The sequence below is a fragment of the Streptomyces kanamyceticus genome, assembly GCF_008704495.1.
Taxonomy (GTDB): domain Bacteria; phylum Actinomycetota; class Actinomycetes; order Streptomycetales; family Streptomycetaceae; genus Streptomyces; species Streptomyces kanamyceticus.
This window is the reverse complement of sequence record NZ_CP023699.1, coordinates 1,708,563-1,734,053: the sequence shown is the minus strand read 5'-3', so window position 1 is coordinate 1,734,053 and position 25,491 is coordinate 1,708,563. Positions and strand designations below refer to the sequence as shown.

General features: G+C 70.9%; 22 protein-coding genes. 1 reads left to right on the top strand and 21 read right to left on the bottom strand.

The genetic code is table 11. From position 1 onward, the window contains the following. Position 1: 1 nt before the first annotated feature. From CP970_RS06670 to CP970_RS06650, 5 genes are all read right to left on the bottom strand, one after another. Positions 2-967 carry an HpcH/HpaI aldolase/citrate lyase family protein gene (locus CP970_RS06670; protein ID WP_055555202.1) on the bottom strand — a complete coding sequence of 322 codons (966 nt, stop codon included), beginning with the start codon at positions 965-967 and terminating at the stop codon, positions 2-4. Beyond that, positions 964-3,012 (bottom strand): protein meaA, encoded by a 2,049-nt coding sequence (locus tag CP970_RS06665; RefSeq protein ID WP_055555204.1) that lies wholly within the window; start codon positions 3,010-3,012, stop codon positions 964-966. The genes CP970_RS06670 and CP970_RS06665 overlap by 4 nt, the downstream gene beginning before the upstream one ends. A 22-nt stretch (positions 3,013-3,034) precedes the next feature. Further along, complete coding sequence (gene ccrA, locus CP970_RS06660; protein ID WP_055555230.1) at positions 3,035-4,378, bottom strand: crotonyl-CoA carboxylase/reductase; 1,344 nt, start codon at positions 4,376-4,378, stop codon at positions 3,035-3,037. A 391-nt stretch (positions 4,379-4,769) separates the two neighbouring features. After that, on the bottom strand, positions 4,770-5,597 hold the full coding sequence (locus CP970_RS06655) for a TetR family transcriptional regulator (RefSeq protein ID WP_191094879.1): 828 nt from the start codon (positions 5,595-5,597) through the stop codon (positions 4,770-4,772). Between the two features lie 94 nt (positions 5,598-5,691). Then, positions 5,692-7,473 (bottom strand): 3-hydroxyacyl-CoA dehydrogenase family protein, encoded by a 1,782-nt coding sequence (locus CP970_RS06650; RefSeq protein WP_055555212.1) that lies wholly within the window; start codon positions 7,471-7,473, stop codon positions 5,692-5,694. Between the two features lie 354 nt (positions 7,474-7,827). Here CP970_RS06650 and CP970_RS06645 point away from each other — a divergent pair, with 354 nt between their 5' ends. Beyond that, on the top strand, positions 7,828-8,397 hold the full coding sequence (locus tag CP970_RS06645; protein WP_055555214.1) for an adenylosuccinate lyase: 570 nt from the start codon (positions 7,828-7,830) through the stop codon (positions 8,395-8,397). Between the two features lie 23 nt (positions 8,398-8,420). On the opposite strand, the gene CP970_RS06640 is transcribed toward CP970_RS06645, so the two are convergent. From CP970_RS06640 to CP970_RS06570, 16 genes are all read right to left on the bottom strand, one after another. Next, positions 8,421-8,819, bottom strand: a complete 399-nt coding sequence (locus tag CP970_RS06640; protein WP_055555216.1) for a RidA family protein — start codon at positions 8,817-8,819, stop codon at positions 8,421-8,423. A gap of 34 nt (positions 8,820-8,853) precedes the next feature. Further along, a complete protein-coding gene (gene rsgA, locus CP970_RS06635; RefSeq protein ID WP_055555218.1) occupies positions 8,854-9,861 on the bottom strand; it encodes a ribosome small subunit-dependent GTPase A in 1,008 nt (335 codons plus the stop codon). A 58-nt stretch (positions 9,862-9,919) separates the two neighbouring features. Next, on the bottom strand, positions 9,920-11,164 hold the full coding sequence (locus tag CP970_RS06630; protein WP_055555220.1) for a glycosyltransferase family 4 protein: 1,245 nt from the start codon (positions 11,162-11,164) through the stop codon (positions 9,920-9,922). A gap of 82 nt (positions 11,165-11,246) precedes the next feature. Further along, complete coding sequence (locus tag CP970_RS06625; protein ID WP_055555224.1) at positions 11,247-12,080, bottom strand: class I SAM-dependent methyltransferase; 834 nt, start codon at positions 12,078-12,080, stop codon at positions 11,247-11,249. Between the two features lie 125 nt (positions 12,081-12,205). Beyond that, positions 12,206-13,195, bottom strand: coding sequence for an NAD-dependent epimerase/dehydratase family protein (locus CP970_RS06620; protein WP_055555226.1), 990 nt, complete (start codon positions 13,193-13,195; stop codon positions 12,206-12,208). A gap of 94 nt (positions 13,196-13,289) precedes the next feature. After that, positions 13,290-14,147 carry a phytanoyl-CoA dioxygenase family protein gene (locus tag CP970_RS06615; RefSeq protein ID WP_055555228.1) on the bottom strand — a complete coding sequence of 286 codons (858 nt, stop codon included), beginning with the start codon at positions 14,145-14,147 and terminating at the stop codon, positions 13,290-13,292. A gap of 158 nt (positions 14,148-14,305) precedes the next feature. Beyond that, the gene (locus CP970_RS06610) at positions 14,306-15,565 is read right to left on the bottom strand and encodes a DegT/DnrJ/EryC1/StrS family aminotransferase (protein ID WP_055553810.1); all 1,260 of its coding nucleotides are present in this window, start codon (positions 15,563-15,565) and stop codon (positions 14,306-14,308) included. Continuing rightward, complete coding sequence (locus CP970_RS06605; RefSeq protein WP_055553812.1) at positions 15,562-16,311, bottom strand: PIG-L deacetylase family protein; 750 nt, start codon at positions 16,309-16,311, stop codon at positions 15,562-15,564. Before CP970_RS06605 ends, CP970_RS06610 begins: the two co-directional genes overlap by 4 nt. Then, positions 16,308-17,564 (bottom strand): glycosyltransferase family 4 protein, encoded by a 1,257-nt coding sequence (locus CP970_RS06600; protein WP_055553814.1) that lies wholly within the window; start codon positions 17,562-17,564, stop codon positions 16,308-16,310. The genes CP970_RS06605 and CP970_RS06600 overlap by 4 nt, the downstream gene beginning before the upstream one ends. Further along, positions 17,561-17,716: a hypothetical protein gene (locus CP970_RS44055; protein ID WP_157877797.1), complete on the bottom strand. Its 156-nt coding sequence runs from the start codon at positions 17,714-17,716 to the stop codon at positions 17,561-17,563. Before CP970_RS44055 ends, CP970_RS06600 begins: the two co-directional genes overlap by 4 nt. Then, entirely contained in the window at positions 17,713-18,834 is a 1,122-nt protein-coding gene (locus tag CP970_RS06595; RefSeq protein ID WP_055553817.1) for a Gfo/Idh/MocA family protein, read from the bottom strand. The genes CP970_RS44055 and CP970_RS06595 overlap by 4 nt, the downstream gene beginning before the upstream one ends. After that, positions 18,831-20,003: a 2-deoxy-scyllo-inosose synthase gene (locus CP970_RS06590; protein ID WP_055553819.1), complete on the bottom strand. Its 1,173-nt coding sequence runs from the start codon at positions 20,001-20,003 to the stop codon at positions 18,831-18,833. The genes CP970_RS06595 and CP970_RS06590 overlap by 4 nt, the downstream gene beginning before the upstream one ends. Positions 20,004-20,044: 41 nt before the next feature. After that, positions 20,045-21,328: a DegT/DnrJ/EryC1/StrS family aminotransferase gene (locus CP970_RS06585; protein ID WP_055553821.1), complete on the bottom strand. Its 1,284-nt coding sequence runs from the start codon at positions 21,326-21,328 to the stop codon at positions 20,045-20,047. Between the two features lie 118 nt (positions 21,329-21,446). Further along, complete coding sequence (locus tag CP970_RS06580; protein WP_055545103.1) at positions 21,447-22,973, bottom strand: GMC oxidoreductase; 1,527 nt, start codon at positions 22,971-22,973, stop codon at positions 21,447-21,449. Between the two features lie 7 nt (positions 22,974-22,980). After that, the gene (locus CP970_RS06575) at positions 22,981-24,159 is read right to left on the bottom strand and encodes an aminotransferase class III-fold pyridoxal phosphate-dependent enzyme (RefSeq protein ID WP_055545102.1); all 1,179 of its coding nucleotides are present in this window, start codon (positions 24,157-24,159) and stop codon (positions 22,981-22,983) included. A 5-nt stretch (positions 24,160-24,164) separates the two neighbouring features. Then, positions 24,165-25,406 carry an MFS transporter gene (locus tag CP970_RS06570; protein ID WP_055545101.1) on the bottom strand — a complete coding sequence of 414 codons (1,242 nt, stop codon included), beginning with the start codon at positions 25,404-25,406 and terminating at the stop codon, positions 24,165-24,167. Positions 25,407-25,491: the final 85 nt, after the last annotated feature.

The window sequence follows — 25,491 nt, the reverse complement described above, 5'->3', positions numbered from 1 at the left end:
CTTACGCCTCCGGGGCCTCGAACGTGGACGTGCGCTGCATACCCGCCGCACGGCCCTTCCCGGAGATGACGAGCGCCATCTTCCGGCTCGCCTCGTCGATCATCTCGTCGCCGAGCATCGCCGAGCCCTTCTTTCCGCCCGCCTCGGACGTGTAGTACTCGTACGCGTCCAGGATCAGCTCGGCGTGGTCGAAGTCCTCCTGCGAGGGCGAGAAGACCTCGTTGGCCGCCTCGACCTGGCCGGGGTGCAGGACCCACTTGCCGTCGAAGCCGAGCGCCGCGGCGCGGTTCGCGACCTCGCGGTAGCCGTCGACGTTCTTGATCTGGAGGTAGGGGCCGTCGATCGCCTGGAGGTTGTTGGCACGGGCGGCCATCAGGATCTTCATCAGGATGAAGTGGTAGGCGTCGGCCGGGTACCCGGGCGGCTGCTCGCCGACGACCAGGGACTTCATGTTGATCGACGCCATGAAGTCGGCCGGGCCGAAGATGATCGTCTCGACGCGCTGGGACGCCTCGGCGATCGCGTTGACGTTGTTGAGGCCCTGGGCGTTCTCGATCTGCGCCTCGATGCCGATCTTGCCGACCTCGAAGCCCATGGTCTTCTCGATCTGGGTCAGGAGCAGGTCGAGCGCGACGACCTGGTCGGCCGTCTGCACCTTCGGCAGCATGATGCAGTCGAGGTTCTGGCCCGCGCCCTCGACGACCGTGACGACGTCGCGGTACGTCCACTCGGTGGTCCAGTCGTTGACGCGCACCACCCGCGTCTTGCCCGTCCAGTCGCCCTCGTTGAGGAACTTCACGATGGTGTGCCGGGCCTCCGGCTTGGCGAGCGGCGCGCAGGCGTCCTCCAGGTCCAGGAAGACCTGGTCCGCGGGCAGACCCTGGGCCTTCTCCAGGAAGCGCGGGTTCGAACCCGGGACCGCCAGACACGAGCGGCGGGGACGGAGACGGTTGATGGGCGCGGTCATGCGGGGACCTCCAGAGGGTCGAGCTTGTTCGCTTTCCGGATCTCGTCGACGATACGGCCGATGATCTCCGTGATGCCGAAGTCCTTGGGCGTGAACACGGCGGCCACACCCGCACGCTTCAAGTCCTCGGCGTCGGCGTTGGGGATGATGCCACCGACGATCACGGGGACGTCGGTGGCGCCCGCCTCGCGCATCCGGACGAGGACGTCGGGCACCAGCTCGGCGTGTGACCCGGAGAGGATCGACAGGCCGACGCAGTGCACGTCCTCGGCGAGCGCGGCGGACACGATCTGTTCCGGGGTGAGCCGGATGCCCTGGTAGACCACCTCGAACCCGGCGTCGCGGGCGCGCACGGCGATCTGCTCGGCGCCGTTGGAGTGGCCGTCCAGGCCCGGCTTGCCGACAAGGAGGCGGAGCTTGCCGCCGAGTTCCTCGCCGGTCAGGGCGACCTTGCGGCGGACCTCGGCCATCGGCGAGCCCTCCTCCGCGGCCACCGCGACCGGCGCCGACGAGACTCCGGTGGGGGCCCGGAACTCGCCGAACACCTCGCGCAGGGCCCCTGACCACTCGCCGGTCGTGACCCCGGCGCGGGCGCACTCCAGGGTGGCCTCCATGAGGTTCTCCGTACCCGCGGCCGCCTCCTTGAGGCGCTCCAGGGCCTGCCCCGTGGTCGGGTAGTGGAACGGGTCGCCCATGCCCTGGCGGTCCGAGGACTCCTGACGCGTGGTGCGCCAGTCGCCGATGGCCCGCACGACCTTCGCCTCGACGGCGTGGTCCACCGTCATGATCGCGGCGTCCAGGTCGGCGGTGAGAGGGTTGGTCTCGGTCGACTCGTACACGTTCACGCCGACGATCTTCTCGTGGCCCGCCTCGATCCTGGCCCTGCGCTCGGCGTGCGAGGAGACGAGCTGGGACTTGAGGTAGCCGGACTCGACGGCGGCCATCGCGCCGCCCATCTCCTGGATCCGGTCCATCTCGGTGAGCGAGTCGGTGACCAGCTCGTCGACCTTCTTCTCGATGACGTGCGAGCCCGCGAAGATGTCCTCGTACTCCAGGAGGTCGCTCTCGTGCGCGAGGACCTGCTGGATGCGCAGGGACCACTGCTGGTCCCAGGGGCGGGGCAGTCCCAACGCCTCGTTCCAGGCCGGGAGTTGCACGGCACGCGCGCGTGCGTCCTTGGAGAGGGTGACGGCCAGCATTTCGAGCACGATCCGCTGGACGTTGTTCTCCGGCTGGGCCTCGGTCAGGCCCAGGGAGTTGACCTGCACGCCGTAGCGGAACCGGCGCTGCTTCGGGTTCTCGATGCCGTACCGCTCGCGCGTGATCTGGTCCCAGATCCGCCCGAACGCCCGCATCTTGCACATCTCCTCGATGAAGCGGACGCCCGCGTTCACGAAGAAGGAGATGCGGGCCACGACGTCCCCGAACTTCTCCTCGGGGACCTGCCCGGAGTCGCGTACGGCATCGAGGACCGCGATGGCGGTGGACATCGCGTACGCGATCTCCTGGACCGGTGTGGCCCCCGCCTCCTGGAGGTGGTAGCTGCAGATGTTGATCGGGTTCCACTTGGGGATGTGGGCCACCGTGTACGTGATCATGTCGGTGGTCAGCCGCAGGGAGGGGCCCGGCGGGAAGACGTGCGTCCCGCGCGAGAGGTACTCCTTGACGATGTCGTTCTGCGTCGTCCCCTGGAGCTGGGTGATGTCCGCGCCCTGCTCCTCCGCGACCACCTGATAGAGCGCCAGAAGCCACATGGCGGTGGCGTTGATCGTCATCGAGGTGTTCATCCGGTCCAGGGGGATGTCCTGGAACAGCCGCCGCATGTCACCCAGGTGCGAGACCGGGACGCCGACCCGGCCGACCTCGCCGCGGGCGAGGATGTGGTCGGGGTCGTAGCCGGTCTGCGTGGGCAGGTCGAACGCGACCGAGAGGCCCGTCTGCCCCTTGGCGAGGTTGCGCCGGTACAGCTCGTTGGACGCCTCCGCCGTGGAGTGACCGGCGTACGTCCGCATGAGCCACGGCCGGTCCTTCTGACGCTCTGTCATGCTCCGCTGCTCCTAGCTCGGTTCAGACGTTGCGGAAACGGTTGATGGCGTCGATGTGCTGGGCCCGCAGCTCCGGGTCGCGCACGCCCAGGCCCTCCTTGGGCGCGAGGGCGAGCACGCCGACCTTGCCCTGGTGGGCGTTGCGGTGGACGTCGTGGGCCGCCTGGCCTGTCTCTTCGAGGGAGTAGACCTTGGAGAGGGTGGGGTGGATCTTGCCCTTGGCGATCAGGCGGTTGGCCTCCCAGGCCTCGCGGTAGTTGGCGAAGTGGGAGCCGATGATGCGCTTGAGGGACATCCACAGGTAGCGGTTGTCGTACTCGTGCATGTAGCCCGAGGTGGAGGCGCAGGTGGTGATGGTGCCGCCCTTGCGGGTGACGTAGACGCTGGCGCCGAAGGTCTCGCGGCCGGGGTGCTCGAAGACGATGTCGATGTCCTCGCCGCCGGTGAACTCGCGGATGCGCTTGCCGAAGCGCTTCCACTCCTTGGGGTCCTGGGTGCGCTCGTCCTTCCAGAACCGGTAGCCCTCGGCGCTGCGGTCGATGATCGCCTCGGCGCCCATGGAGCGGCAGATGTCGGCCTTCTGCTCGCTGGAGACCACACAGATCGGGTTGGCGCCGCCGGCGAGCGCGAACTGCGTGGCGTAGGAGCCGAGTCCGCCGCTCGCGCCCCAGATCAGCACGTTGTCGCCCTGCTTCATGTCGGCGCCGTTGCGCGAGACGAGCTGGCGGTACGCGGTGGAGTTCACGAGCCCGGGAGCGGCGGCCTCCTCCCAACTCAGGTGGCCCGGCTTGGGCATGAGCTGGTTGGACTTGACGAGCGCGATCTCGGCGAGGCCGCCGAAGTTCGTCTCGAAGCCCCAGATGCGCTGCTCGGGGTCGAGCATCGTGTCGTTGTGGCCGTCGCTCGACTCCAACTCGACGCTCAGGCAGTGCGCGACGACCTCGTCGCCCGGCTTCCAGGAGTTCACGCCGGGCCCGGTGCGCAGCACGACGCCCGCCAGGTCGGAGCCGATGACGTGGTACGGCAGGTCGTGGCGCTTGGTGAGCTCGCTGACCTTGCCGTAGCGCTCCAGGAAGCCGAAGGTCGACAGCGGCTCGAAGATCGAGGTCCACACGGAGTTGTAGTTCACCGAGGAGGCCATCACGGCCACCAGGGCTTCACCGGGGCCGAGTTCGGGCACCGGCACGTCGTCCAGGTGGAGGGACTTGCGGGGGTCCTTGTCGCGGGTGTCCAGGCCCGCGAACATCTCCGTCTCGTCCTTGTGCACGGTGATCGCGCGGTACGAGTCGGGCAGGGGGAGAGCGGCGAAGTCGGCGGACTGTGCGTCCTGCGACTGAATCGCGTCCAGGATTTCCTTCACGGTGATGCCTCCGGCGAAGAAGCGCCCTGCGGGAGCGCTGTCTTGAGGGATACGTCGGGGTGCTTGTGGTGCTGGGTGGAGGTGTGCCGTCGGTTCGGCGAAGGGTGGTGCTCGGCGGCGCCGTGGTGGGGCGCGAGAGGTGCCTGTGACGCAGGCGTCCGGGCGTACAAGCCGTGGCTTGAGGGGACAGCCGACGTACGGATGATCTCTGCACGCCGGCCGCCCGGACAACATCAACGTATGACACCAGGTGCCAAGGGGCAAGGCACTGAGTGCCATGAGTTTTTGACCGATGATCGATCAGTGCAGGTCAGAGGGGGTAGCGGCATGCCGAAGGGGGCGCTACCGGCGGGTAGCGCCCCCTGAAAAGCCAAGGACGAATCGGTCGAAAAGCGGACTATGAGGCCCGCTCGCGGAGGGCTTTCTCGATCGTCCGCATGACCTCGTCGAGCGGCGCGTCCGTACGGGCCACGGTGACCAGGACCTCGCCCTGCGCGGAGACCGTGGCGGGGGCGGTGGCCGGTGCCGAGGAGCGGCCCGCGCCGATCCCGGTGCCGAAGGTGAGCCGGACGATGCCGAACGCGTGGTTCAGGTGGGCCTCCAGGTCGCCCTGGCCGCCCGCCCGCAGCCAGCGGCGCAGGACGTGGTTGTGGGCGGTGACCACCGCGGAGGCGGCGACCTCGGCGAGCAGCGGGTCGTCGTTGCCGTCGTGGTGCGCCTGCTCATCGAAGTGGCCGAGCAGATACCGCGTGAACAGCCGTTCGTAGCGGGCCACGGAGGCGATCTCGCGCTCGCGCAGCGTGGGCACCTCACGGGTCAGCCGGTAGCGCTCCACGGAGACCGCGGGCGAGGCCGCGTACATCTTCATGACTTCCTTGATGCCGCGGCACACCGTGTCGAGCGGGTGCTCGTGCGCCGGTGCGGCGTTCAGCACCTCCTCCGCGCGGACCAGGGTGTCGTCGTGGTCGGGGAAGATCGCCTCTTCCTTGGAGCGGAAGTGCCGGAAGAAGGTCCGGCGGGCGACGCCCGCGGCGGCGGCGATCTCGTCGACCGTCGTCGCCTCGTACCCCTTGGTCGCGAAGAGCTCCATGGCCGCCGCAGCCAGCTCCCTGCGCATCTTGAGGCGTTGGGCGGCGGCACGGCTGCCCGCGGCGCTCTCCGGAGCGTCGGGGCTGGCGTTGCGTGAGGACTTGGCGGCCTTGGACATGCCACGAACGTACTGCATATGCGCAGCACGGTGCTCGTGTGGGAGAGGGCCGCCCGAGGGTTCGAGCAGCCCGCCCCAGTCCGTCGCGGAGTCCAGGCGGTCCTCGGCCGGCTCAGCGCCGGGCATATTCGCGGAAGCCACGCCCCGTCTTGCGGCCGAGGCAGCCCGCGGCCACCAGGTGTTCGAGCAGCGGCGCCGGGGCCAGGCCCGGGTCGCGGAACTCGCGGTGCAGGACCTTCTCGATGGCGAGCGAGACATCGAGGCCGACCACGTCGAGGAGCTCGAAGGGCCCCATGGGGTAGCCGCCGCCCAGCTTCATCGCGGCGTCGATGTCGTCCAGCGTGGCGTAGTGCTCCTGGACCATCTTGATCGCGTTGTTCAGGTACGGGAAGAGCAGCGCGTTCACGATGAAGCCCGCGCGGTCGCCGCAGTCCACCGGGTGCTTGCGGATCGCCGCGCAGACCTCACGGACGGTGGCGTGCACCTCGTCCGAGGTCAGCACGGTGCGCACCACCTCGACCAGCTTCATCGCCGGGGCCGGGTTGAAGAAGTGCATGCCGATCACGTCACGCGGGCGCGAGGTGGCGCGGGCGCAGGCGACGACCGGCAGCGAGGACGTCGTGGTCGCCAGGATCGCGCCGGGCTTGCAGACCTTGTCGAGCGTCGCGAACAGCTGCTGCTTGACGTCCAGGTCCTCCGCGATGGCCTCCAGGGCCAGATCGACATCGGCGAACGCCTCGTACGAACCGGCCGGGGTGATCCGCTCCAGGGTCTCCGCCGCCGACTCGGCGGTGATCCGCCCCTTCTCCACCGAGCGCGCGAGGGACTTGCCGATACGGGCCCTGGCGAGCTGCGCCTTCTCCTCGCTGCGTGCGGCGAGCACCACGTCGTAGCCCGCCTTGGCGAAGACCTCGGCGATGCCGGACGCCATCGTGCCGGAGCCCGCCACACCGACCGCGCGCACGGCACGGCTCGGGACGCTCCGCTCGCCCTCCGGCGGGGTCAGCGCGTCGCGCACCACCTCCGTGCTGCCCGGCTCGGCGTACGTGTAGAAGCCGCGCCCCGACTTGCGCCCGGTCAGGCCCGCCTCGCTGAGCTGCTTGAGGACCGGCGCGGGGGCGTGCAGGCGGTCGTGGGACTCGGCGTACATGGCGTCGAGGACCGTGCGGGCGGTGTCCACGCCGATCAGGTCGAGCAGCGCGAGCGGGCCCATCGGCAGGCCGCAGCCCAGCTTCATCGCGGCGTCGATGTCCTCGCGGGAGGCGTACTTCGCCTCGTACATCGCGGCGGCCTGGTTGAGGTAGCCGAAGAGCAGCCCGTCGGCGACGAAGCCGGGCCGGTCGCCGACCGCGACGGGCTCCTTGCCCAGGGCGTACGCGAGCTCGGTGACCGCGGCGACGGCGGCGGGCGCGGTGAGCACGGACGAGACGATCTCGACGAGCTTCATCGCGGGCGCGGGGTTGAAGAAGTGCAGGCCGAGCACGCGCTCGGGGCGCGCCGACTCGGCGGCGAGCCGGGTGACGGACAGCGCGTTGGTGCCGGTCGCGATGATCGTCTCGGGGCGGACCACGGCGTCGAGTTCACGCACGATCCGCTGCTTGATCTCGTACGACTCGGGGACGACCTCGATCACCAGGTCGACGTCGGCCGCGGCCTGCAGATCGGTGAAGGTGCGGAAGCGGGCCAGGATGCCGCGCCGCTCCTCATCGGTGAGGCGCTCGCGCCGCACCGCGCGGGCCGTGGAGGTCTCCAGGGCCGTCACCGCCCGGGTGGCCGCCGCCTGGCTGATGTCGATGCCGATGACCTCGCGGCCCGCGCGGGCCAGGACCTCGGCGATGCCGGTGCCCATCGTGCCCAGACCGATGACGGCGACGGTGTTCAAGGGAGCGTCCATGCGTGGACTCCAGGAAGAGAGTGACGACTGAGGGGCGCACGCGCAGGCGGCAACTGCCGTACGGCGTGCGGAAAGTGGTGCGTGTCGTGTCCGGGCGGCGCGAAGGGCACGCCCGGTGAGAAGCCGACGGGCTCTGTCCCGGAGCCACGTCGTACGAGGTGGTGCAGCGGTACCTGAAGTACCGAACCGACAAGCTGCCCACAGTGGCTGCGTCACCAGGCCACCGCGGGAAAGGGAGGTGCTACGGGGAGTGTGCCCCGCTCACATGAGATTAACCGGCGAGTAACGAGCGCGCCAGCCCTCAGTGTTTGTGATCTACGTCGCCGGGAGGGATCGGCGGTTAGGCTCGCGGCCATGGATGAGGAGTTGCGGACGGTGACGGAACGTTTACGCGCCGAGGCGGGGGGCTCGAAGGAGTACGAGCGGCTGGTCGCGACCGGTGACCTCGAGGAGCTCGCCGAGGTGCTCGTCTCGCCGGGACAGCCCTTGTGGACAAGGGAGTTGGCGGCGGTCCTGCTCGGCGTCGCCGGGGACCGCCGGGCCTTCGAATCGCTCGTCCTGCTCCTCAACCACCGGGACGCGCCGCGCTGCGCGGCGGCGGCGTACGCCCTGGCCAGGCTCGGCGACCCCCGCACCGCGCGCGCGGCGGCCGCCCTGGCGACGAACGAACTCCGCGTCGCCTACGCCCTGCACCCGGTGCGCCTCCTGACGGAGCTGCGCGCCCCGGAGTCGGCGCCCGCGCTGATCACGACGCTGCGGCGGCGCCTCGCCCCGCACGACCCGTTCGGCAAGATCGCGCTCGCCTGTGTGGAGGGCCTGGGCGCGCTCGGGGACCCCCGGGCGAGACCGGTGCTGACCGCGGCGCGGGCCCATCCCCGCCTCGCGGCGGCGGCCTCGGCGGCCCTGGCGCGGCTGCCGGAGTGAGGTCGGGGGCGGTCGGCGCGCGCCTACTCGGCCACCACCGCGAACGCCTCGATCTCCATCAGATACTCGGGCGCGACCAGCGCGCCCACCTGCACCGCCGAGGAAGCGGGCAGCCGCTCGGGGTCAAGGAAGGCGTCCCGCGCGCCGCGGATCGCCCGCATGTGCGCCATGTCCGTCACGAAGTACGTCAGCTTCACGACGTCGTCGAACGTCGCGCCCGCCGCGGTCAGGCAGCGCCGCAGGTTCTCGAAGACCTGGTGGGCCTGCGCCGCCGCGTCGCCCTCGCCGACCAGCTTGCCGTCCTCGTCCAGGGCCAACTGGCCGGATATCGCGACGAATCGGCCCGTGCCCATCACGACGTGGGTGTAGGCGGTGGCGGGGGCGACGCCCTCGGGGGCGCTGATGTGGGTCAGTCGGCTCATGTCCCCATGGTGGACCACGAGGTGGTCACGGTGGTCACTCCTCTTCGATGCCCGCGTGCGAGCGCAGCAGGCGGCGCAGCGACTCCAGCCGCCGCGCCCTGGCCGGATCGGCTTCGCTCAGGCGCTCCAGGCCGCATCCCGAGTCGTGCGGGGCGCCCAGATGACGGCAGCCGGACGGGCAGTCCTCCGCGCCGTCGCTCAGGTCGGGGAAGGCGTCGAGGACGTCGTCGGACGTGACGTGGGCAAGCCCGAAGGAGCGGATGCCGGGGGTGTCCACGGCCCAGCCGCCGTCCGGCAGCGGCAGGGCGACGGCCGAGGTGGACGTGTGGCGGCCCTTCCCGATCGCGCTCACTTCACCGGTGACCCGCCGGGCCTGCGGGATCAGGATGTTGATCAGCGTGGACTTGCCGACTCCGGAGTGTCCGACCAGGGCCGAGACGCGCCCGGCCAGCTGCTCGCGCAGGGCGTCCGGGGCGCGGTCGGAGCGCGTGACCACGATCGGCAGATCCAGATGGGCGTAGGTGCTCACCACGTCCTCGGGGCCCTTCAGGTCCGCCTTGGTCAGGCAGAGCACCGGCCGCAGACCGCCCGCGTAGGCCGCCACCAGGGCACGGTCGATGAAACCGGCGCGCGGCTGCGGCGCCGCCAACGCGCAGACGATCACCAGCTGTTCCGCGTTGGCGACCACCACCCGCTCGTAGGGGTCCGTGTCGTCGGCGGTGCGCCGCAGGACGCTGTCGCGCCGGGCGACCCGGACCATGCGGGCCAGGGTGCCCGGCTTGCCGGACAGGTCGCCGATCACGTCGACGCGGTCGCCTATCACCGCCGACTTGCGGCCCAGTTCGCGGGCGCGCATCGCGGTGATCCGGCTCTCGGGGTCGGAGTCCAGGACGCAGGTCCACCGGCCGCGATCGACCCCGACCACCATGGCGGACCGGGCGTCGGCGTGCTCGGGGCGGTTCTTGCTGCGCGGGCGGGAACTACGCCGTCCCGGTCGGACCCGTACGTCGGACTCGTCCAAGTGCTGCCAGTCCTGCCTCACGCATACTCCAGATCAGCTGTCGTAGAACAAGTCGAACAGGACGTCGGGTGTCGTACGGCTACCGTTCTTTGCCGAGTACCCGCTCATAGTGGGCCAACGCGAGACCGGCCGCGTGGTGGACACCGAACTCGTCCGCGAGCCACTCCCGTCCGGCACGCAATTCGGCCAGGACCGGCGCGGGATCGTCGAGTACCCGCTTGACCGTCCGCGCGAGTTCGGCCACCTGGCCGGGCGCGGCCAGCAAGGACGGGGTCACCTTGCCCACGGTGTCGCACAGGCCGCCGACCCCGTAGGCGGCCACCGGCGTTCCCGCGAGCATGGCCTCGACGGCGCTGCCGCCCAACTCCTCGTGCACGGACGGCATCAGGAGGACGTCCAGGGCGGTCATCACGGCGGGGATCTCGTCGTTGGGCAGGAACCCGGTGAAGACGAACCGGTCGGTGAGACCGGCCTCGGCCACCGCCGCCTCCATGTCGGCCCGCTGCGGTCCGTCTCCGACGACGAGGAAGGTGAAGTCCCGGCCCGCGTCCGCGAGTTCGGCCACCGCCTGGACGGCGTGGCGCCAGCCCTTCTCGTGGGCGATCCGGCCGACGAATCCGATGACGGGACCGCCCTCCTGCGGCAGGCCGAAACGCTTCTTCAGCCGCTCGACCTCGGCGGGCGCGGCCTCGGCCCGATCGGGGTCGACCGCGTCGGGCACCACGTCGATCACCCTCTGGGCCGCGCCCAGTTCGGCGGCGAGCACCGTGGCGGTCCGCTCGGTCAGCGTGGTGATCCCGGCCGCACGGCGCAGCGCCCAGCGCTCGACGGCGGTCACCAAGGGGTGCTGGATGCGGTCGACGGTGGACATGGGCTGATACACCGCCAGCCGCGAGCAGTGCACGGTGACCGTGTACGGCACGCCCACCAGGCGGGCGGCGACCGGTCCCGCGAGCAACGCCCAGAGCTGGCCGTCCAGATGGACCTGGATCAGGTCGGCGGGCCAGCGGCGCCGCAGTTTCACGCATTCGGTGAGCGCGGCGGCCAGCCACGCCTGGTTGAGGCCGACCAGGCCGGTGATCCTGGAGCGCAGCCTGGGCAGCGGGGCCCTGGTGATCCGCACCACCAGGTTCTCGGAGTCGCGCCGCACTCTGGGCAGACCGGGGAAGCCGACGGTGAGCACCTGCTGGCGCACCCCCAACTCGGCCAGGGCGCGGGACATCCGCAGGATCTGTACCTGCATGCCGCCCACCGCGTCGAACTCGGCGGGCCAGCTGTCCACACAGTCGTGGTGGTAGAACGGGGTGAGCCGGAGTACGCGCACGCTGTACCTCCATCTTGCCTAGTTCAGCCCAATGGGTTCTGGTCCGGCGCCCTCGCCTCGTGGGAACGGCTCCTGCCCGTCGTCAGCCCTTCGTGACCACGTAGACGAGTTCGTCGCCGAACTCGATCTCGTCGCACTTCCAGGGCCGTTCGGCGACGCGCCGGGCGAATTCCGCGGAATGGGTCTGGTACATGCCCCTGGAGCGGCGGCCCAGGGTCTTGGTGGGGAAACTCACCACCAGGACGGGGGAATTGATCTGGTCGAGCAGCTTCCAGCCGAGGCCCTTGCCCTGTGCCTCAAGGCAGGGGACGGCCTTGAACAGGAAGGTGACGTCGGCCGGTTCGGGATCCGGGTCCGTCAACAGGTCCCGCACCTCTACCCGGTTGGGGACTCCGAGAGCGGTGAGCACCGTTCCCGCGAAGTCCATCAGACGGTGGTCGATGTCGGAGGCGAGGTAGGTCGTCCCGGCGGGCAGCGGCATCCAGGGGACGGTCAGCGGGTTCATCCCGCAGGCCAGGTCGCGCACGGTGGCGGGGGCGGTGTCGAGGCGGTCGAAGACCTCGGCGTACATTTCCGTGAGGATGGGGAGCCGCTCCCTGGTGGAGGAGTGGGCGCCGAGGGCGGGTTTCAGGGCGGTGCGGATCGCCTCCGGGTCATCGAGCTCGACGGCCTCCCGCACATCGCGCAGCAGCGCCTCGTACTTGGGCGTCATCGGCATGAAGGCGCCGAAGACCTCGTGGAGTCCGCGCTTGGTCCGCTTGGTGGCCCTGGTGACGTCGCCGCCCTCCACAGCGAGTGCCGCTCTGGCCAGTCGGCGAACGGCCTGGTCGGTCACGCTCCGATACCGCCTGCCGCCCCGGACCGCCTCCACGACTCGCGTTAACTTGGGGTCCTCGTCGGACGCGGACTGCGACATGGGCCATCCTCTCCATGGGGTGAACGCGCCGGTCGGGGCGGACGGTGAGCCCGCCCCTCCCGTGACGAGGAACGTAACTGATCTTCGGAAGCCGGGATCATGCGGAACGATCACATCGGCCGAAATCACACCAGCCCTGGCGCGGTGCGCACGGCCGCGAGGCGCGCGGGCAACTCCTGTATCTCCGCGCCGAGTTCCGCGTCCCCGACGCGCCCCTGGCGGATCAGCCACAGGGCGACCTCGGTGACGCGCGACGGTCCGCCGCGCTCCTGGTAGGACGGCGCGAGCCGGTCGAGCAGGCCGAGGTCGAAGACCTGGTCCCAGCGGGAGGTCTCGGCGAGGAACTCGGCGTCCTCCAGCTGCTCGGCGGCCCACTCCGCGGGTACGGAAACCGGGTTGAAGGGGCGTCCGAGCGCGTGGTGGACCCGCTCGTACAGCTCGCGCCAGGGCAGCGGATGCCGGGAGGCCAGGTGGACCAGGACGCCGCGAGCGCGGTCGTTGGCCAGCAGTTCGGCGAGTGCGGCGCCCGCGTCGTCGGCGTGCAGCAGGTTCCACCGCGCCGCGCCGTCGTCGGCGAGCACGGCAGGCGCTCCGGCCGCCGCGTGCGCCAGCCAGCAGCCGTCCTCGGCGAGTTGGCCGTCCAGATCCGCGCCGAGCCGGTAGACCGCGCCCAGGCGCACGAGCAGGGCCTGGGAGGTGCCGTCCGCCCAGGCGGCGCGCACCGTCTCCTCGACGGCCAGCTTGTCGATGCCGTACTCGGAGAGCGGCGGTGCCGCTGTCGCCTCGGTGACCGGAGTGGTGGTGGCGGGCCCGGCGGCCGTCACCGAGGAGACGACCACGACGCGGTCGACCCCGGCGCAGGCCCGCAGGGTGACCGCCGCGTCCGCGGCGTCGTGGCAGGTCAGATCGATCACGGCGTCGGGCTTTTCGGCGGCGACCAGCCTGGTGTAGGCGTCGGGCTCGGTGCGCTCCAGGCGTACGGCGCGTACGCCTTCGGGCAGGAGCGCGGGGCTGTAGCCGCGGCTGGCCACCACGACGTGATGGCGGGCGGCGTTGAGTGCCCTGACGACACCCACACCGACGTTGCCGGAGCCTCCGGTGACAAGAACCCGCAAAGTGTCCTCCTCAGGTTTGCAAAGATTGGCCGATAACTCGGGCCCCCGCAGAGCGAGTTGACTGCTCACGGCGCGCCGTCGGCCGCCGTCGTCGTCAGCGGACGGCGAAGGGATGATCACCCGTCAGGTGATCCACGTCGCCCGCCACGAAGTGCGCGTGGGTGTGCCGATCGGAGCCGTCGACCCAGGACTTGACGGTGTCGGGCAGCTGGATCGGCGGCATGTCGAACCACTCTGTGTAGTGGGTCATCGCCAGCAGGGGCCGGGGGGCCGCGCTCAGATTGGGTACGCCGCGGTGCCACAGCCTGCCGTCGCGGATGACGACCGAGCCGACGGGGATGGGGAAGCGGACCGGCGGCGCGACGGCCCGGCGCCGCTCCAGCTCGGCGGGCAGCACACAGCCCCGCTCGTCGTAGCACTCGTCGGGGTTGAGGACGTGGGAGCCGGGCCAGTACTCGGTGCTGCCGTTCTCCAGCGTGAAGTCGATCAGGGGGACGTCGACGCAGAGGCAGTACGGGGGGTGGCTGATGCCCGGCCACAGGTGCGGCTCGTCCAGGTGGACCGGCTGCTCGTGGCTGCCCGGCAGGTTCATGTTGCCGCTGTAGACGGCGTTGCGGGCGTCCGCGCCGAGCACGGCATGGGTGATCTGGTAGACCACCGGGTTGAGCAGCACGTCGGGGAAGAGCAACGACTCCCGTACCGGCGGGTCCTGTTGGACGTGTCCTGGCACGAAGTTCGTGGGCACGTCCTGCTGCCGCAGCACCTCGGGCAGGTCGTCGAGCATCGCCGTGCGCAGCTGATCGGTGAGCCGGGTCCTGAGCATCCCGGTCAGCACCAGGATGCCGTGCTCGGCGAGTATGGCGAGCGCGCGGTCGAGCGAGGCGGGATCGAGGGTCTTGTCGTCCGGTGTGAGGGCGAGGGTCAGTTCGCCGGGCGGAGCGGCAAGGGCCATGGCTGGTCTTCCCTTCTCAGGGGCTGATGAGGGGGGGGGAGGGGGTGACGAGACGCCGGGGGCGGGGTGGGCGCGACGGGGCACGCCCGGGGTGGGCGGGACGGGGCACACCCGGGGGCGCGGCGCGGCACACCGCCGCCCCTGCGGGGTCCGTCAGGTCAGCTCGCGTCGTGCAGTTCTCGCAGGTTGTCGCGGACCTTGGCGACGGCTTCGAGGATGTCGCCGAGGTCCTTGTCGTCGCCGGTGAGCAGCGCGTGGTGCACCCACACGGACTCGTCGGCGGCGGCGCGGTCGGCGACGGGCAGGTCGACGCTGTCCGGGCCGATCCGATCGCCGTACCTCTCGGCGATCATGGGCCAGTGGACGGCGTCCACCGCGAACAGTTCGCTCTTGTGTACGGGCGGGTAGAAGGCGTCGCCCTCCAGCTCGATGCCCTCGGCAAGGATCGCCGAGAGGACCTCGTCCCGGTGCAGCCCCTCCCAGGCGGCGGGGTCGAAGCGGTAGATGACCTCGTAGTACTGGCGCCGGGTGATCCTCGGGTCGTCGTTCCCCACGGGAGTGAAGCCGCCGATCTCGGCGAGCCCCGCGGTGAGCTTCGCCGCGCTCGCCGCCCGCTTGGCGTGCAGCGCGTCGTGCTGCTCGACCTGCCCGATCATGAAGGCGGCCTGCAGTTCGCTCGCGCGGGCGTTCCAGCCCAGGGTGCGGCCCGCGAAACCGTCGTAACCCGGCTCCTTGCGGCCGCAGTTGGCCAGCGACATCATCCGCTGGTACACGTCCTCGTCCCTGGCCACCAGGAAGCCGCCCTCACCGGCAGTCATGATCTTGCTGCTCTCGAAGCTGAAGCTGCCCGCGTCCCCGTGGGTGCCCACGCACTGCCCCCGCCACTCGGCGAAGTGCCCGTGCGCGGTGTCCTCCAGGATCGCGAGTCCGTGCTTGTCGGCGATCGCCCGCAGCGCGTCGAGGTCGGCGATCTGATTGCCCAGATGGACCGGGACGATCACCTTGGTGCGCGGGGTGATCGCCGCCTCCACCGCCGCCGGGTCGATGCACCAGGTCGTGGGGTCGATGTCCACCAGGACGGGGACGGCGTTGATGTGCACGATCGCCGCGGCCGTGCCCATCCAGGTGTAGCCGGTGGTGATCACCTCGTCCCCGGCACGCACGCCCAGGGCGCGCAGCGCGATGGAGAGACTGATGGTGCCGTTGGAGACCATCAGGCCGTACGGGGCGCCGAGCTTGCCGGTGAACAGGTCGGCGAAGGCGGTGTGGTGGGTGTTGGGGAAGGGGATGCCGCCGAAGTTCCCCGAGTCGAGGACGGATTTGAGGCGGTCGAGATCGTGCGGCCCGATGTGCGGGCCGTCGTAGAACTCCTCGTTCCGTACGGGAGTTCCGCCGAACAGCGCCAGCTTCTTGCTCATAGCGACTCCTTGTCGGGTGTCACGGCGGCCAGCGTGGCCAGTGCCATCCGCTCGGCCAGGTCCTGGGGGAAGCCCGCCGAACTCCAGAGCCGCTCGCACGGGACGGACGCGCCGTCCGGCCGGTACGAGAGGACCTCGGAGGTGTCGGCGGCGGTCATCTGCGAGCGGTACAGCGCGAGATCGGCGCGCTTGGCCGCCTCGTGCCCCCTGATGTCGACCAGCCAGGGCCGGTGGTCGGAGGGCACCTCGACGGGGCTCTCCAACGCGTACGGCAGGTCCTCGTACCAGAGGCAGGGGGTGGCGCCGAGCGACTGCCGCACCGCGGTGCGGACGATGCGGTGATCCACGTGGCCGCCGACAGCCAGCGGCGCGACGACCAGGTCGGCCCCGGCGAGCGCCGCCGCGATCAGCTGCCGCACGGCGGCCCGGCGAGGATCGGTCGCCTCGGGGGCGATGAGCTCCTCCTCGTCGTCCATGCCCAGGCAGGAGCAGTCCTCCTGCCGGAGAGAGGTCAGCCGCAGCCCGTGACGGCGCGCGTAGTCGCGGTCCTCGCGCTCCCGGAGCGTGCTGATGGCCTCCTTGGTGACGGCGCGCGGGCTGTGGGGCGCGTACAGGGTCGTGCCGAAGACGGTCAGCAGGTCGAACCGCCAGCCCTTGGCCGCGAGCCCGCGGGCGTGGGCCGCGACCCAGCCGCCGAAGGACAGCGCGATGTCGTCGGGGTGGGGGGAGACGAGGAGGACCCTCACAGCCCGATCTCCCGGTAGATGCCCGCCAGTTGGTCGCCCGCCGCGGAGAGCGAGTACTTGGCGGCGGGCAGCGGGGCGGCGTTCTCCGCCATCCGCTCGCGCAGCTCCGGATCGTCGAGGAGCCGCTCGACGGCGTCGGCCATCTCCGGGGTCCTGAACGGGGGTACGACGATTCCGGTGGTGCCGTCCTCGATGAGCTTGTTGACGCCGTTCACGTCGTGCGCGACCAGCGGCCTGCGCATGGTCATGCACTCCAGGATGACGATGCCCAGCTCCTCGTACCGGGACGGCAGCACCACGAGTTCGCCCAGGGAGATCATGGATGGGATGAACTCGTGGGACATGAAGCCCGTGATGGTCACCCGGTCGCGCAGCCCGCGGGCGCCGATCAGCTTTTCGAGGTCCGGCCGGGCGGGACCGTCCCCGGCGATGACGAACTGGCAGTCCCGGCCCCTGCGGGTCAGTTCGGCCGCGGCCTCGATGTAGTACTCCACGCCCTTCTCGGCGGCGATCCGCCCCACGTAGAGCACGATCGGGCGGTCGTCGAGGCCGTAGCGCTCCCGCAGTTCCGCCCGCCTCGCCTCGGTGTCGGCGTCCTTGAACTGGTCGCTGGCCAGGTACGCGAGCCGGTGCACGCGCTCCGCGGGCAGCTGGGCCTTGCGCCGCATCTCGTCGCGGGCCCGGTCGGTGAGCATCAGGACCGCGGCGGCCTTGCGGACGGCGTGCCGCTCCGCCCACTTGGCGATCGGGTCGGTCACCCGCTCGAAGAGCGTGGTGGGGTGCTGGCTCAGATAGCGGCTGGAGTGGATCTGGACCACCAGCGGCACGCCGAGGATCCGGGACATCAGATACGGGTAGAAGGCCGCGGCGCCCGAGCCGTCGCAGTGCGCGTGCACCGCGCCGATCTCCCGGCGCAGCCGCTTGCGGTTGCGCAGCACCCACAACAGGCTGCCCTTGGCCCAGGCGCCGACGAGTCCGAAGTACCCCTCCAGGTCGGAGGGGATGGGCAGCACGGGCAGCCGCCGGGCGTGCACCTTGATCCGCTGCCCGATCCTGATGTCCTTGGGCACCTTGGGCGGTGACATCGTCAGGACCCGGTGCGGGACGCCGCGGCCCGCCATCTCCTCGACCAGGGCCCGCACCAGCAGGTGCATGCCGCCCATGGGGTCGAACTTGGGATCCCAGTGGTCCTGGTACTCCGAGTACAGAAAGAACGGAGTCAGCGCGAGCACACCCTTGGCAGGCTCGGTCATGGTCCCTCCATCGGTGAGGTGCGGACGAGGTACGGACGAGGCACCGCGGCGGGTCGGCCGCGGCCCCGGGCGGTCATCCCGAGCCCGGTGGCGTCGGCGGTCTTCCGGAGCCCGGCGGTGTCGGCGGTCGCCCCGAGCTCGGTGGCGGTCATTCCGAGCCCGCCGCCGTCGTCGACGCGCCAGGGCCGACCGGCGCGCCGGACAGCCGCAGTACCCGCCCCTCCGCGTGACTGCGGTAACCGGTGGCCAGGACACGGGCCGAGGCGAGCGCTTCCGCGGGGCCGTGGGTGAGGGGGATGCCCTGGCCCACCGCCTCGATCACGGTGCCGTCCTGGTGGTAGTAGCCGCTCGCCCGGATCCACTCCCATTCCGGATGCACCCAGCCCTGCTCGGGATCCCAGACGTCCTGATAGCCCTTGTCCGAGTAGGCGCGCAGCCCCATGCCGGTCCACAGGTCGACCTCGACCCTGCCCTTGGTGCCGATGATCTCCGCGGTGACCTGCTCACCGCCCTGGGTGACCCAGGAGACGTCGCACTGCCCGACCGCGCCGTCGGCGAACTCCATGACCAGCAGCGCCTGGTCCTCCAGCGCGACCCGCGCGGTTCCCGCGGTGCCGGACGCGCGGTCCGCTTCGGCGTCGTGGGGCGGCCGCACCCGCTGCAGTCGGGCGCTGACCGACTCGACGTCGGCGCCGTCGAGCAGCCACCGGCACAGCTCCACCGCGTGACAGCCCAGGTCCAGGAGGGCTCCGCCGCCCGCGAGGTCCTTGGACGCGGCCCAGGCGGCCTCGGGGCCCGAGTTGCGGAAGACGACCCGGACCAGGTGCGGCCGTCCGAACGCCTCGGTGTCCGCGACCAGTTGACGGGCCCGGACGAACTTCGGGCTGTGCACGAAGTTGCTTCCGTGGGCAAGGACCCGGTCGTGCCGTCCGGCGAGTTCGACGAGCTCGGCCACCTGCTCCGGCGTGACACCGAGCGGCTTCTCCACCAGTACGTGCTTGCCCGCCCGCAGCGCCTCGGCCGCCTGCCGGTGGTGCAGCCCGTTGGGCGTGGTGATGATGAGCAGGTCGATCGCGGGGTCGGCGAGCAGGTCCGCCCAGGAGGGCTCGGCCCGCTCGGCGCGGAACCGCTCGGCCAGGTCCCTGGCGGCGGCGGGGTCGAGGTCGTGCACCGCTTCGAGCCGGGCGCCGGGATGAGCCGCCACCACCTCGGCGTGCACCCCGCCCATGAACCCCGCACCGACGACGCCGACGCGCACGGGGGCGCTCACCCGGCACCGCCGAGGACGGTGGCGGCGTCGTCGGTCCTCGCGGCCGCGGGCCGTGGGGGTTCCGCGAGTTCGTCGACCACCGCGTCGACCAGGTCCCGTGGCGCCGCCGTCAGGACGGTGCCCTCGCTGCGCAGCACCTTGCCGGGGGATTCGAGCAGCACCATCGGATAGGTGTCGGCGGAGGCCGGGAGGTAGCCCCGCTTGTTGTCGAAGGAGAGGCGGTGCCTGACGGCGGAGAGCGGTATGTCGGACGGGATGCGCCGCGCGACCCCGGTCTTGGCGACGAGCTCCCGGTGCAGGTCGACGAGTTCGGCCGAGGCCCAGCCCGCCCGGTGGGAGACCTGGGCGGCGGCGATCATGCCGAGCGCGACGGCGGCGCCGTGCGGCACGGCTCCCTGCGAGGAGTGCTCCACGGCGTGCCCGACGGTGTGCCCGTACTCCAGGATGAGTCCCTCGCCGCGCTCGTACTTGTCGTACGCCGTGACCTGGGCCTTGGCGGCCAGGCTCTCGTAGATGATCCAGTGCATCGTGTCGTCGGGATAGCGGCCGTCGGGGCGCAGCCCGGCCGACAGCTGGTCGATCATGCTGGGGCGGATGGCGAGCGAGTTCTTCACCACCTCGCACATCCCCGACCTGACCTCGCGGACCGGCAGGGTGCGCAGCATCGCGGTGTCGGCGAGCACTTCGACGGGCTGGTAGAAGGTGCCGACCAGGTTCTTGCCGACTCCCGCGTTCACGGCCTGCTTGAGCGAGAGCACCGAATCCAGCATGGCCACCACGGTGGTGGGCACGTGCACCAGACGGATGCCGCGGAAGAGCAGCGCGGCCAGCAGCCCCGCGATGTTCCCGGTGACACCGCCGCCGAGTGCTACGACGATGCTCTGCCGGTCGGCGCCGCGCCGCAGCGCCTCCTCGGCCAGGTCGTGCAGTGCGGGCAGGCCCTTGTTCTGTTCTCCCGAGGCATGGGTGATCAGCTCGGCGGGTCCCGCCTGCTCCGCGAGCCGTTCGCGCAGCCCCTGCCCGTACAGCTCGGCGACCCTGGGGTCGCTGACGATCAGGTAGCGGCTGGCGCCGAGTTCGCCGAGGCGCGTGACGATGCCGTCGAGGCAGTCCGTGCCTAATCGGTAGGGATACTGGACGTCATCCATCGTGATGGTGGTGACCTGCATGGTCTGTCCCCAATCCTGAAGGCGTGTGTGACGGCTTCGGCTCAAGCGGCCAGGACGGCCCGGTGCTGGAGCACCTTGGTGAACGCTTCCGCGATGTCCCTCATGTCCGACTCGTCGCCGAGCAGGGCGGCGTGGTGGAAGGTGACGAGCCGACGCGTCAGGCGGCCGCTCACCGGGAGCACGAATCGGGCGGGGTCGATGAGCTTCTCGTGCTGCGGTCCGAGGGCGAACCGGCTGCGACTGGCCGGGTCGTACAGGGGGTTGGCGTTGAGCGGCGAGTAGGCCGGTGCCACCGGGAAGCCGAGTTCGGCGGTCAGCGCCTCGGTGACCTTGGTGATGTCCGCGCCGGGCAGTTCCGCGTCGGGCAGCTCGGCGACGTAGGTGTAGTACGTGCGGGCGGTGGTGCCGGGCGTGCTGCGCTGCGGGCGGTATCCGACGTCGGTCAGCAGCGCGTCGAGGAGTTCCGCGTTGTGCCGTCGCAGGGCGTTGAACCGGTCGAGTTCGCCCAGCTGCTCGGTCAGGACCGCTGCCTGGAACTCGGAGATGCAGCGGTTGCTGCCCATCAGCTCGCCCGTCTCGACGAGCTCCATGTGGCCGGAGGGCGGCGCCTGATCGCGGTAGCAGCGGCCGTCCGCGCGCAGGTGTTCCATCCGGCGGGCGAGCACCGGGTCGGCGGTGATGGCGGCGCCGCCCTCGCCGCTGGTCAGGACCTTGCTCTGCTGCATGCTGAAGGTGCCGACCGCGCCGAAGGTGCCGACCTTGTGGCCTTCGAACTCGGCGCCGTGGGCCTGCGCGCAGTCCTCGATGAGCACGATGCCGTGCCGGTCGGCCACCTCCTTGAGGCGGGTGAGGTCGGCGACGGCCGCGTAGAGGTGGACGACGACGATCGCCTTGGTGGCCGGGGTGATGGCCGCCTCGACGGCGTCCGGGTCGAGGCAGAGGGTGTCCGGGTCGATGTCGGCGAACACCGGCACCGCGTTGACGCCCACCACCGTGGAGGCGGAGGCGACCCAGGTGACGCCGGGCAGGATGACCTCGTCTCCCGCGCCGACGCCACAGGCCTCCAGGGCCAGCATCAGGCTCGCCGTACCGCTGGAGGCGGGCACGCAGTGGGCGATGCGGTGGTAGTCGGCGAACCGGCGGGCGAAGCGGCGTTCGGCCGACTCCACGCCCCGGTAGGGGCCGCTGATGGCCCAGCGGCCGGAACGCAGGACGCGGGAGAGGGCGTCGAGGGTGCCGTCGGTGGGCTGCGGCCACACCGGCCAGGGCTTGCCGCGGACGGGGGTTCCGTTGTCGACCGCAAGCCGTGAACTTTGCAGGGGCATGACACATACCTCCAAGGTCGAAGACAGTTCGCGCGTCACGAAGGGGGATTCACGAAGGGGGTGGCTCGCCACGGGGAAGGGCGGCAGGGCGTACGGGGGAGGGGAGAGGGGGCGGCCGTCAGGAGATGCCGACCGCGATCCGCCGGGCATTGGCCTGGATGGTGAGGGTGGGATTGAAGTTCCCGGCGAAGGGGAACGTCGCGCCGTCCGCCGACCACACGTTGTCGTAGTCGTGCAGCCGGCCCGTCCGGTCGGTCACCGAGGTCGCGGGGTCGTCACCGGCGCGCAGCGTGCCGTGCAGATGCGTGCTGCCGGTCGCGAAATCGCTGTCGACGGACTCGGTGCGCTCGGCCCCGGCCGCGTGCAGTACATCCTTCGCCTTCCCCTGGAGCACGTCCAGGCGTTCGCCGTCCAAGGGGTGCTGGCGGTAGTCCATGACGATGCGCTGGAGCCCGTCCCGGTCCCGGCTCCTGGCGAGCCGCACCATGTTGCGGGCCTGCGGGCGGTCGCCGAGGAGGCACTCCAGCTGGAGCAGCGAACCGGCGCCAGGACGGTCGGCCTCGGGGTCCTCCCACGGGTTGGCCTCGTAGATGATCCCGCCCAGCTGCCCGGGGAACTCCGCACCGCGCAGGTGGTCCAGGACGCAGACGCTGGAGTAGCGATGGCGCAGCGGCTGGTGGGCGACGATCCGCTCCTGGGTCCTGCCGCGGACGTAGACGCTGTTCTTCATGGCCAGGTGGCGGCCCACCTGACCGCTGGAGTTCCCCATGCCGTCCGGCTCGCGCCGGTCCGCCGAACGCAGCAGGAGCGCGGCGGACTGGATGGCGTTGGCCGCGAGGACGAAGCGGTCGGCATGGACCGAGCGGCGGCTGCGGGGACTGCCGCCGAGCACTTCGAGACGTTTCGCCCGCCCCGGTGCCGAGGCCACGAACCGCACCGCTCTGGTGTCCAGGGCGACGGACACGTCCCCCTCGGCGCGCGCCAGGATGCGGCTGATCACATCGGCCTTGGCGTTGACCGGGCAGGTGAAGCCGGTGCACGGCGTCAGCTCGGCGCAGCCGGGGCCGTGCCGGTCCCTGGCCCCGCTGATCGCCATCGGGGTGGACAGCGGGGTCAGCCCCAGGGCGTCGGCGCCCCGGGCCAGCGCGCCGCCCATCGGGGTGTGCGGCAGCGAGCCCCGCGCGTAGTGGGGGAAGGCGTAGTCGCCCACCCGGCCGTGGGACGGGCCGCTCACGCCGAGCCGGTCCTCCACCCAGTCGTAGTGCGGCTCCAGTTCGTCGAGCCGCAGCCGCCAGTGCGCGTAGTCGGCGTCGCCGAGGAGCGCGGGCGGCGGGTCGAGGTCGCGCTGTTCGTAGCGGAAGGAGATGCCGCCGTAGAACACCGTGCCGCCGCCGAACGCCATGGCGCTCCAGGGATAGCCCTCCTTGCTCCAGCCTTCCCCGTCGCGTGCGTACGCCCAGGTGTCGGGGTCCTCGACGTCGTCGTGGTCGGTGCCCGGCGGGATCGCGGTGCCCTGTTCGAGGATGAGCACGGACAGGCCCCGTTCGGCGAGCACCGCGGCGGTGATGGCACCGGAGGCGCCGCTGCCCACCACGCAGACGTCGAAGGTGCGGGTGGCCGCCTCCTGTACGGAGATGATGCGCACCGCGGCCTCAGAGGTCGCCGAGCGCGGCGGCGAACCGCTCGAGGAGCTCGTCGGTGTGCTCCGCGGTATGGAACATCATGTTGAAGTCGTCGCCCGTGTCGCAGAAGATCCCGTGGCGCAGCAGCGCCGCTTCGAGCCGCTCGGCGAGACCCTCGTCGGCGGCGTCGAAGTCCAGCTCGAACATCGGTCCCCAGCCCGGCGCCCCGACGGGCAGGCCGTGTTCGGCGAAGAGCTGGAGCACGCCCTGCCGGACCGCCTCACCCGTGCGGCGCGTCACGGCCGCCACGTCGTGCCGCTCCAGGAAGTCCAGGGACGCCAACGCGGCGGCGAACCCCACCTGTTCGTTCTGGTAGGTGGACCAGACGTGCGCCTCGCTCAGCTCCTGGGTGAGCTGTCGCTGGCCCACCACGGCGGAGATGCTGTGTCCGTTGGCCATGCCCTTGGAGACGGTCACGGCGTCCGGCTCGATCCCGGCCAGGGCGCTGAACCCGCCCGCCCCGGCCCGGAAGCCGGTCTTGACCTCGTCCACGACGAACAGGCAGCCGTGCTCCTTGGCCACCTCGCGCAGCTCCTGGTAGTAGGCGTGGTCGAAGCGGTGCGGCTCGGGCGTCACCACGACCGCCGCGATCTCCTCGCCGTGCCGGTCGAGCCAGGAGCGGTAGAGCGCCAGGTCGTTGTGGAACTCGGTGGCGTACGACTCGAAGGTCTTGGGCTTGGCCTCGGGCACCGCCTCCAGGTGCCAGTCGTGCCAGCCGTGGTAGCCGGAACTCAGCACCCGGTTGCGGCCGGTCGCGTGCTGGGCGAGCCGGGCCGCCGCGGACACCGCGCAGGACCCCGTGCGGTAGAAGATGGCCTGCTCGGACCAGGGGAACCAGTCAAGGAGCCGCTCCGCGAGGGCCAGTCGGCGCGGGCTCGCGCCGGTGTAGAAGAGATTGCCTTCGCTCAGGACGTCGGTCACCGCCCGTACGACGGCCGGTTCCGCGTGCCCGATGAGCACCGAGCCGAAGGATCCGGTGAGATCGAGGTAGGCGTTGCCGTCCAGGTCGTACACGCGAGTGCCGCTGCCCCGGGTCAGTACGCAGGGGTAGTGGCCGTCCTCGTCGGGGCGGGGGTCGGTGGTGACGCCGTGGGAGCGGCGCAGGTGTTCGGCGGATCGGCTCCAGTCCAGGACGGGGTGCGTGGACACAGTGATTACCTCTTCGAGTAGGTGGTGGGCTGCGGTTCGGTCGGTTCGGTCGGCTCGGATGCCGGTCGCTCCGGGAACCAGAACCAGGTGAGGCCCGCGATCAGGAGGCAGGGGAGGCTGAACCACGACGTGAGGCCGGAGACGTCGGTGACCGTGAGGGCGGTGGCCGCGGCCAGGTACCAGCCGACCGAGGAGACCTCGGCGCCGAATCCCGCGACGGAGGTGATGGTCGCGCGGGCCGATCCGACGATGGCGTCCTGGAGCCAGAGCCCGGACACCACGATGCCCCACTGGATGATGCCGAAGGCCACGGCGATCGAGAGCATCCCCCACTGGTGGTGGCTCTGGGCGCCGAGGAGCAGCAGCGGCCCGGTCGCCGCCACGGTGAGGAACGCGGTCCTGCGCGAGACGCCGGTGGAGCGGCCCGCGATCCAGCTGCCCACCGAGGCGCACAGCACGGGGATCGCCACCAGGACCGGGATGAGGCTCTTGGCCGCGCCGTTCTCGTGGGCGAGCAGCGGAAAGTACTCGTCGATGGCCGTCATGCTCTGCAGGATCGCGGCGATCAACACCAGCCGCATGACGGCCCGTTCCCTGCGGACCTCCCCGAACCCGGCTTTGAAGGTGGCGAGATAGCGGTGGAAGCCGCCGCGTTCGGATTCGATCTCGTGGCGCGGTGGATTGGGGAAGGTCAGTGCGGTGATGGTGGCCGCCACGCCCGCACCGACGCTGACCGCGCCGACCAGACCGTACCCGCCGAGGACGAAGAGCGGCCCGGCCAGGAGCAGTGCGGTGAGCGTGGCGAGCAGCGAGATGGCCCGCCCGGTGCCCATGACGGGGCCGTAGGCATGTCCTTCGCCGCGGTCCTGGAGTTCGTCGTAGACGAGGGACTCCAGGGTGCCGGAGGTCAGGGCGTCACAGACTCCCCAGCACAGGAATCCGACGGCGAAGGACCAGTAGCCGGGTGCGATGAACCAGAGGCTGAACCCGCCCGCCCGCAGCAGCACGCTGAACGCGAGCAGCAGCCTGCGGGACAGCAGGTCGCCGAGCGCGCCCGAGGGGATCTCCAGGACGAACGTGGTCATCGACCACAGGACGAGCAGCGAGGAGATCGCCGATCCCGACAATCCGTGGTCGGAGAAGAGCAGGGGATAGAGCGGGAAGAGCGGAACGAGCTCCATCAACCCCATGAACGTCCACAGACGTATGGCCGTCGCGTTGGCACGTTGGCCCCGTGACACGCTCATCCCTGGTCTCCTCACGAACGGTGCGACGACGGTGAAGGCGGAGCGGTGCGTGCGGTGTGGCGCGGTGCGTTGTGGTGCGTCGTGG

Excerpts from the sequence above, each read along its gene's own strand:
- CP970_RS06655 (WP_191094879.1), bottom strand. The coding sequence starts at position 5,597 with ATGCAGTACGTTCGTGGCATGTCCAAGGCCGCCAAGTCCTCACGCAAC.
- CP970_RS06625 (WP_055555224.1), bottom strand. The coding sequence starts at position 12,080 with ATGTCGCAGTCCGCGTCCGACGAGGACCCCAAGTTAACGCGAGTCGTG.
- CP970_RS06650 (WP_055555212.1), bottom strand. The coding sequence starts at position 7,473 with ATGGACGCTCCCTTGAACACCGTCGCCGTCATCGGTCTGGGCACGATG.
- CP970_RS06570 (WP_055545101.1), bottom strand. The coding sequence starts at position 25,406 with ATGAGCGTGTCACGGGGCCAACGTGCCAACGCGACGGCCATACGTCTG.
- CP970_RS06640 (WP_055555216.1), bottom strand. The coding sequence starts at position 8,819 with ATGAGCCGACTGACCCACATCAGCGCCCCCGAGGGCGTCGCCCCCGCC.
- CP970_RS06590 (WP_055553819.1), bottom strand. The coding sequence starts at position 20,003 with ATGCAGGTCACCACCATCACGATGGATGACGTCCAGTATCCCTACCGA.
- CP970_RS06645 (WP_055555214.1), top strand. The coding sequence starts at position 7,828 with ATGGATGAGGAGTTGCGGACGGTGACGGAACGTTTACGCGCCGAGGCG.
- CP970_RS06615 (WP_055555228.1), bottom strand. The coding sequence starts at position 14,147 with ATGGCCCTTGCCGCTCCGCCCGGCGAACTGACCCTCGCCCTCACACCG.
- CP970_RS06665 (WP_055555204.1), bottom strand. The coding sequence starts at position 3,012 with ATGACAGAGCGTCAGAAGGACCGGCCGTGGCTCATGCGGACGTACGCC.
- CP970_RS44055 (WP_157877797.1), bottom strand. The coding sequence starts at position 17,716 with ATGACCGCCACCGAGCTCGGGGCGACCGCCGACACCGCCGGGCTCCGG.
- CP970_RS06670 (WP_055555202.1), bottom strand. The coding sequence starts at position 967 with ATGACCGCGCCCATCAACCGTCTCCGTCCCCGCCGCTCGTGTCTGGCG.
- CP970_RS06610 (WP_055553810.1), bottom strand. The coding sequence starts at position 15,565 with ATGAGCAAGAAGCTGGCGCTGTTCGGCGGAACTCCCGTACGGAACGAG.
- CP970_RS06585 (WP_055553821.1), bottom strand. The coding sequence starts at position 21,328 with ATGCCCCTGCAAAGTTCACGGCTTGCGGTCGACAACGGAACCCCCGTC.
- CP970_RS06600 (WP_055553814.1), bottom strand. The coding sequence starts at position 17,564 with ATGACCGAGCCTGCCAAGGGTGTGCTCGCGCTGACTCCGTTCTTTCTG.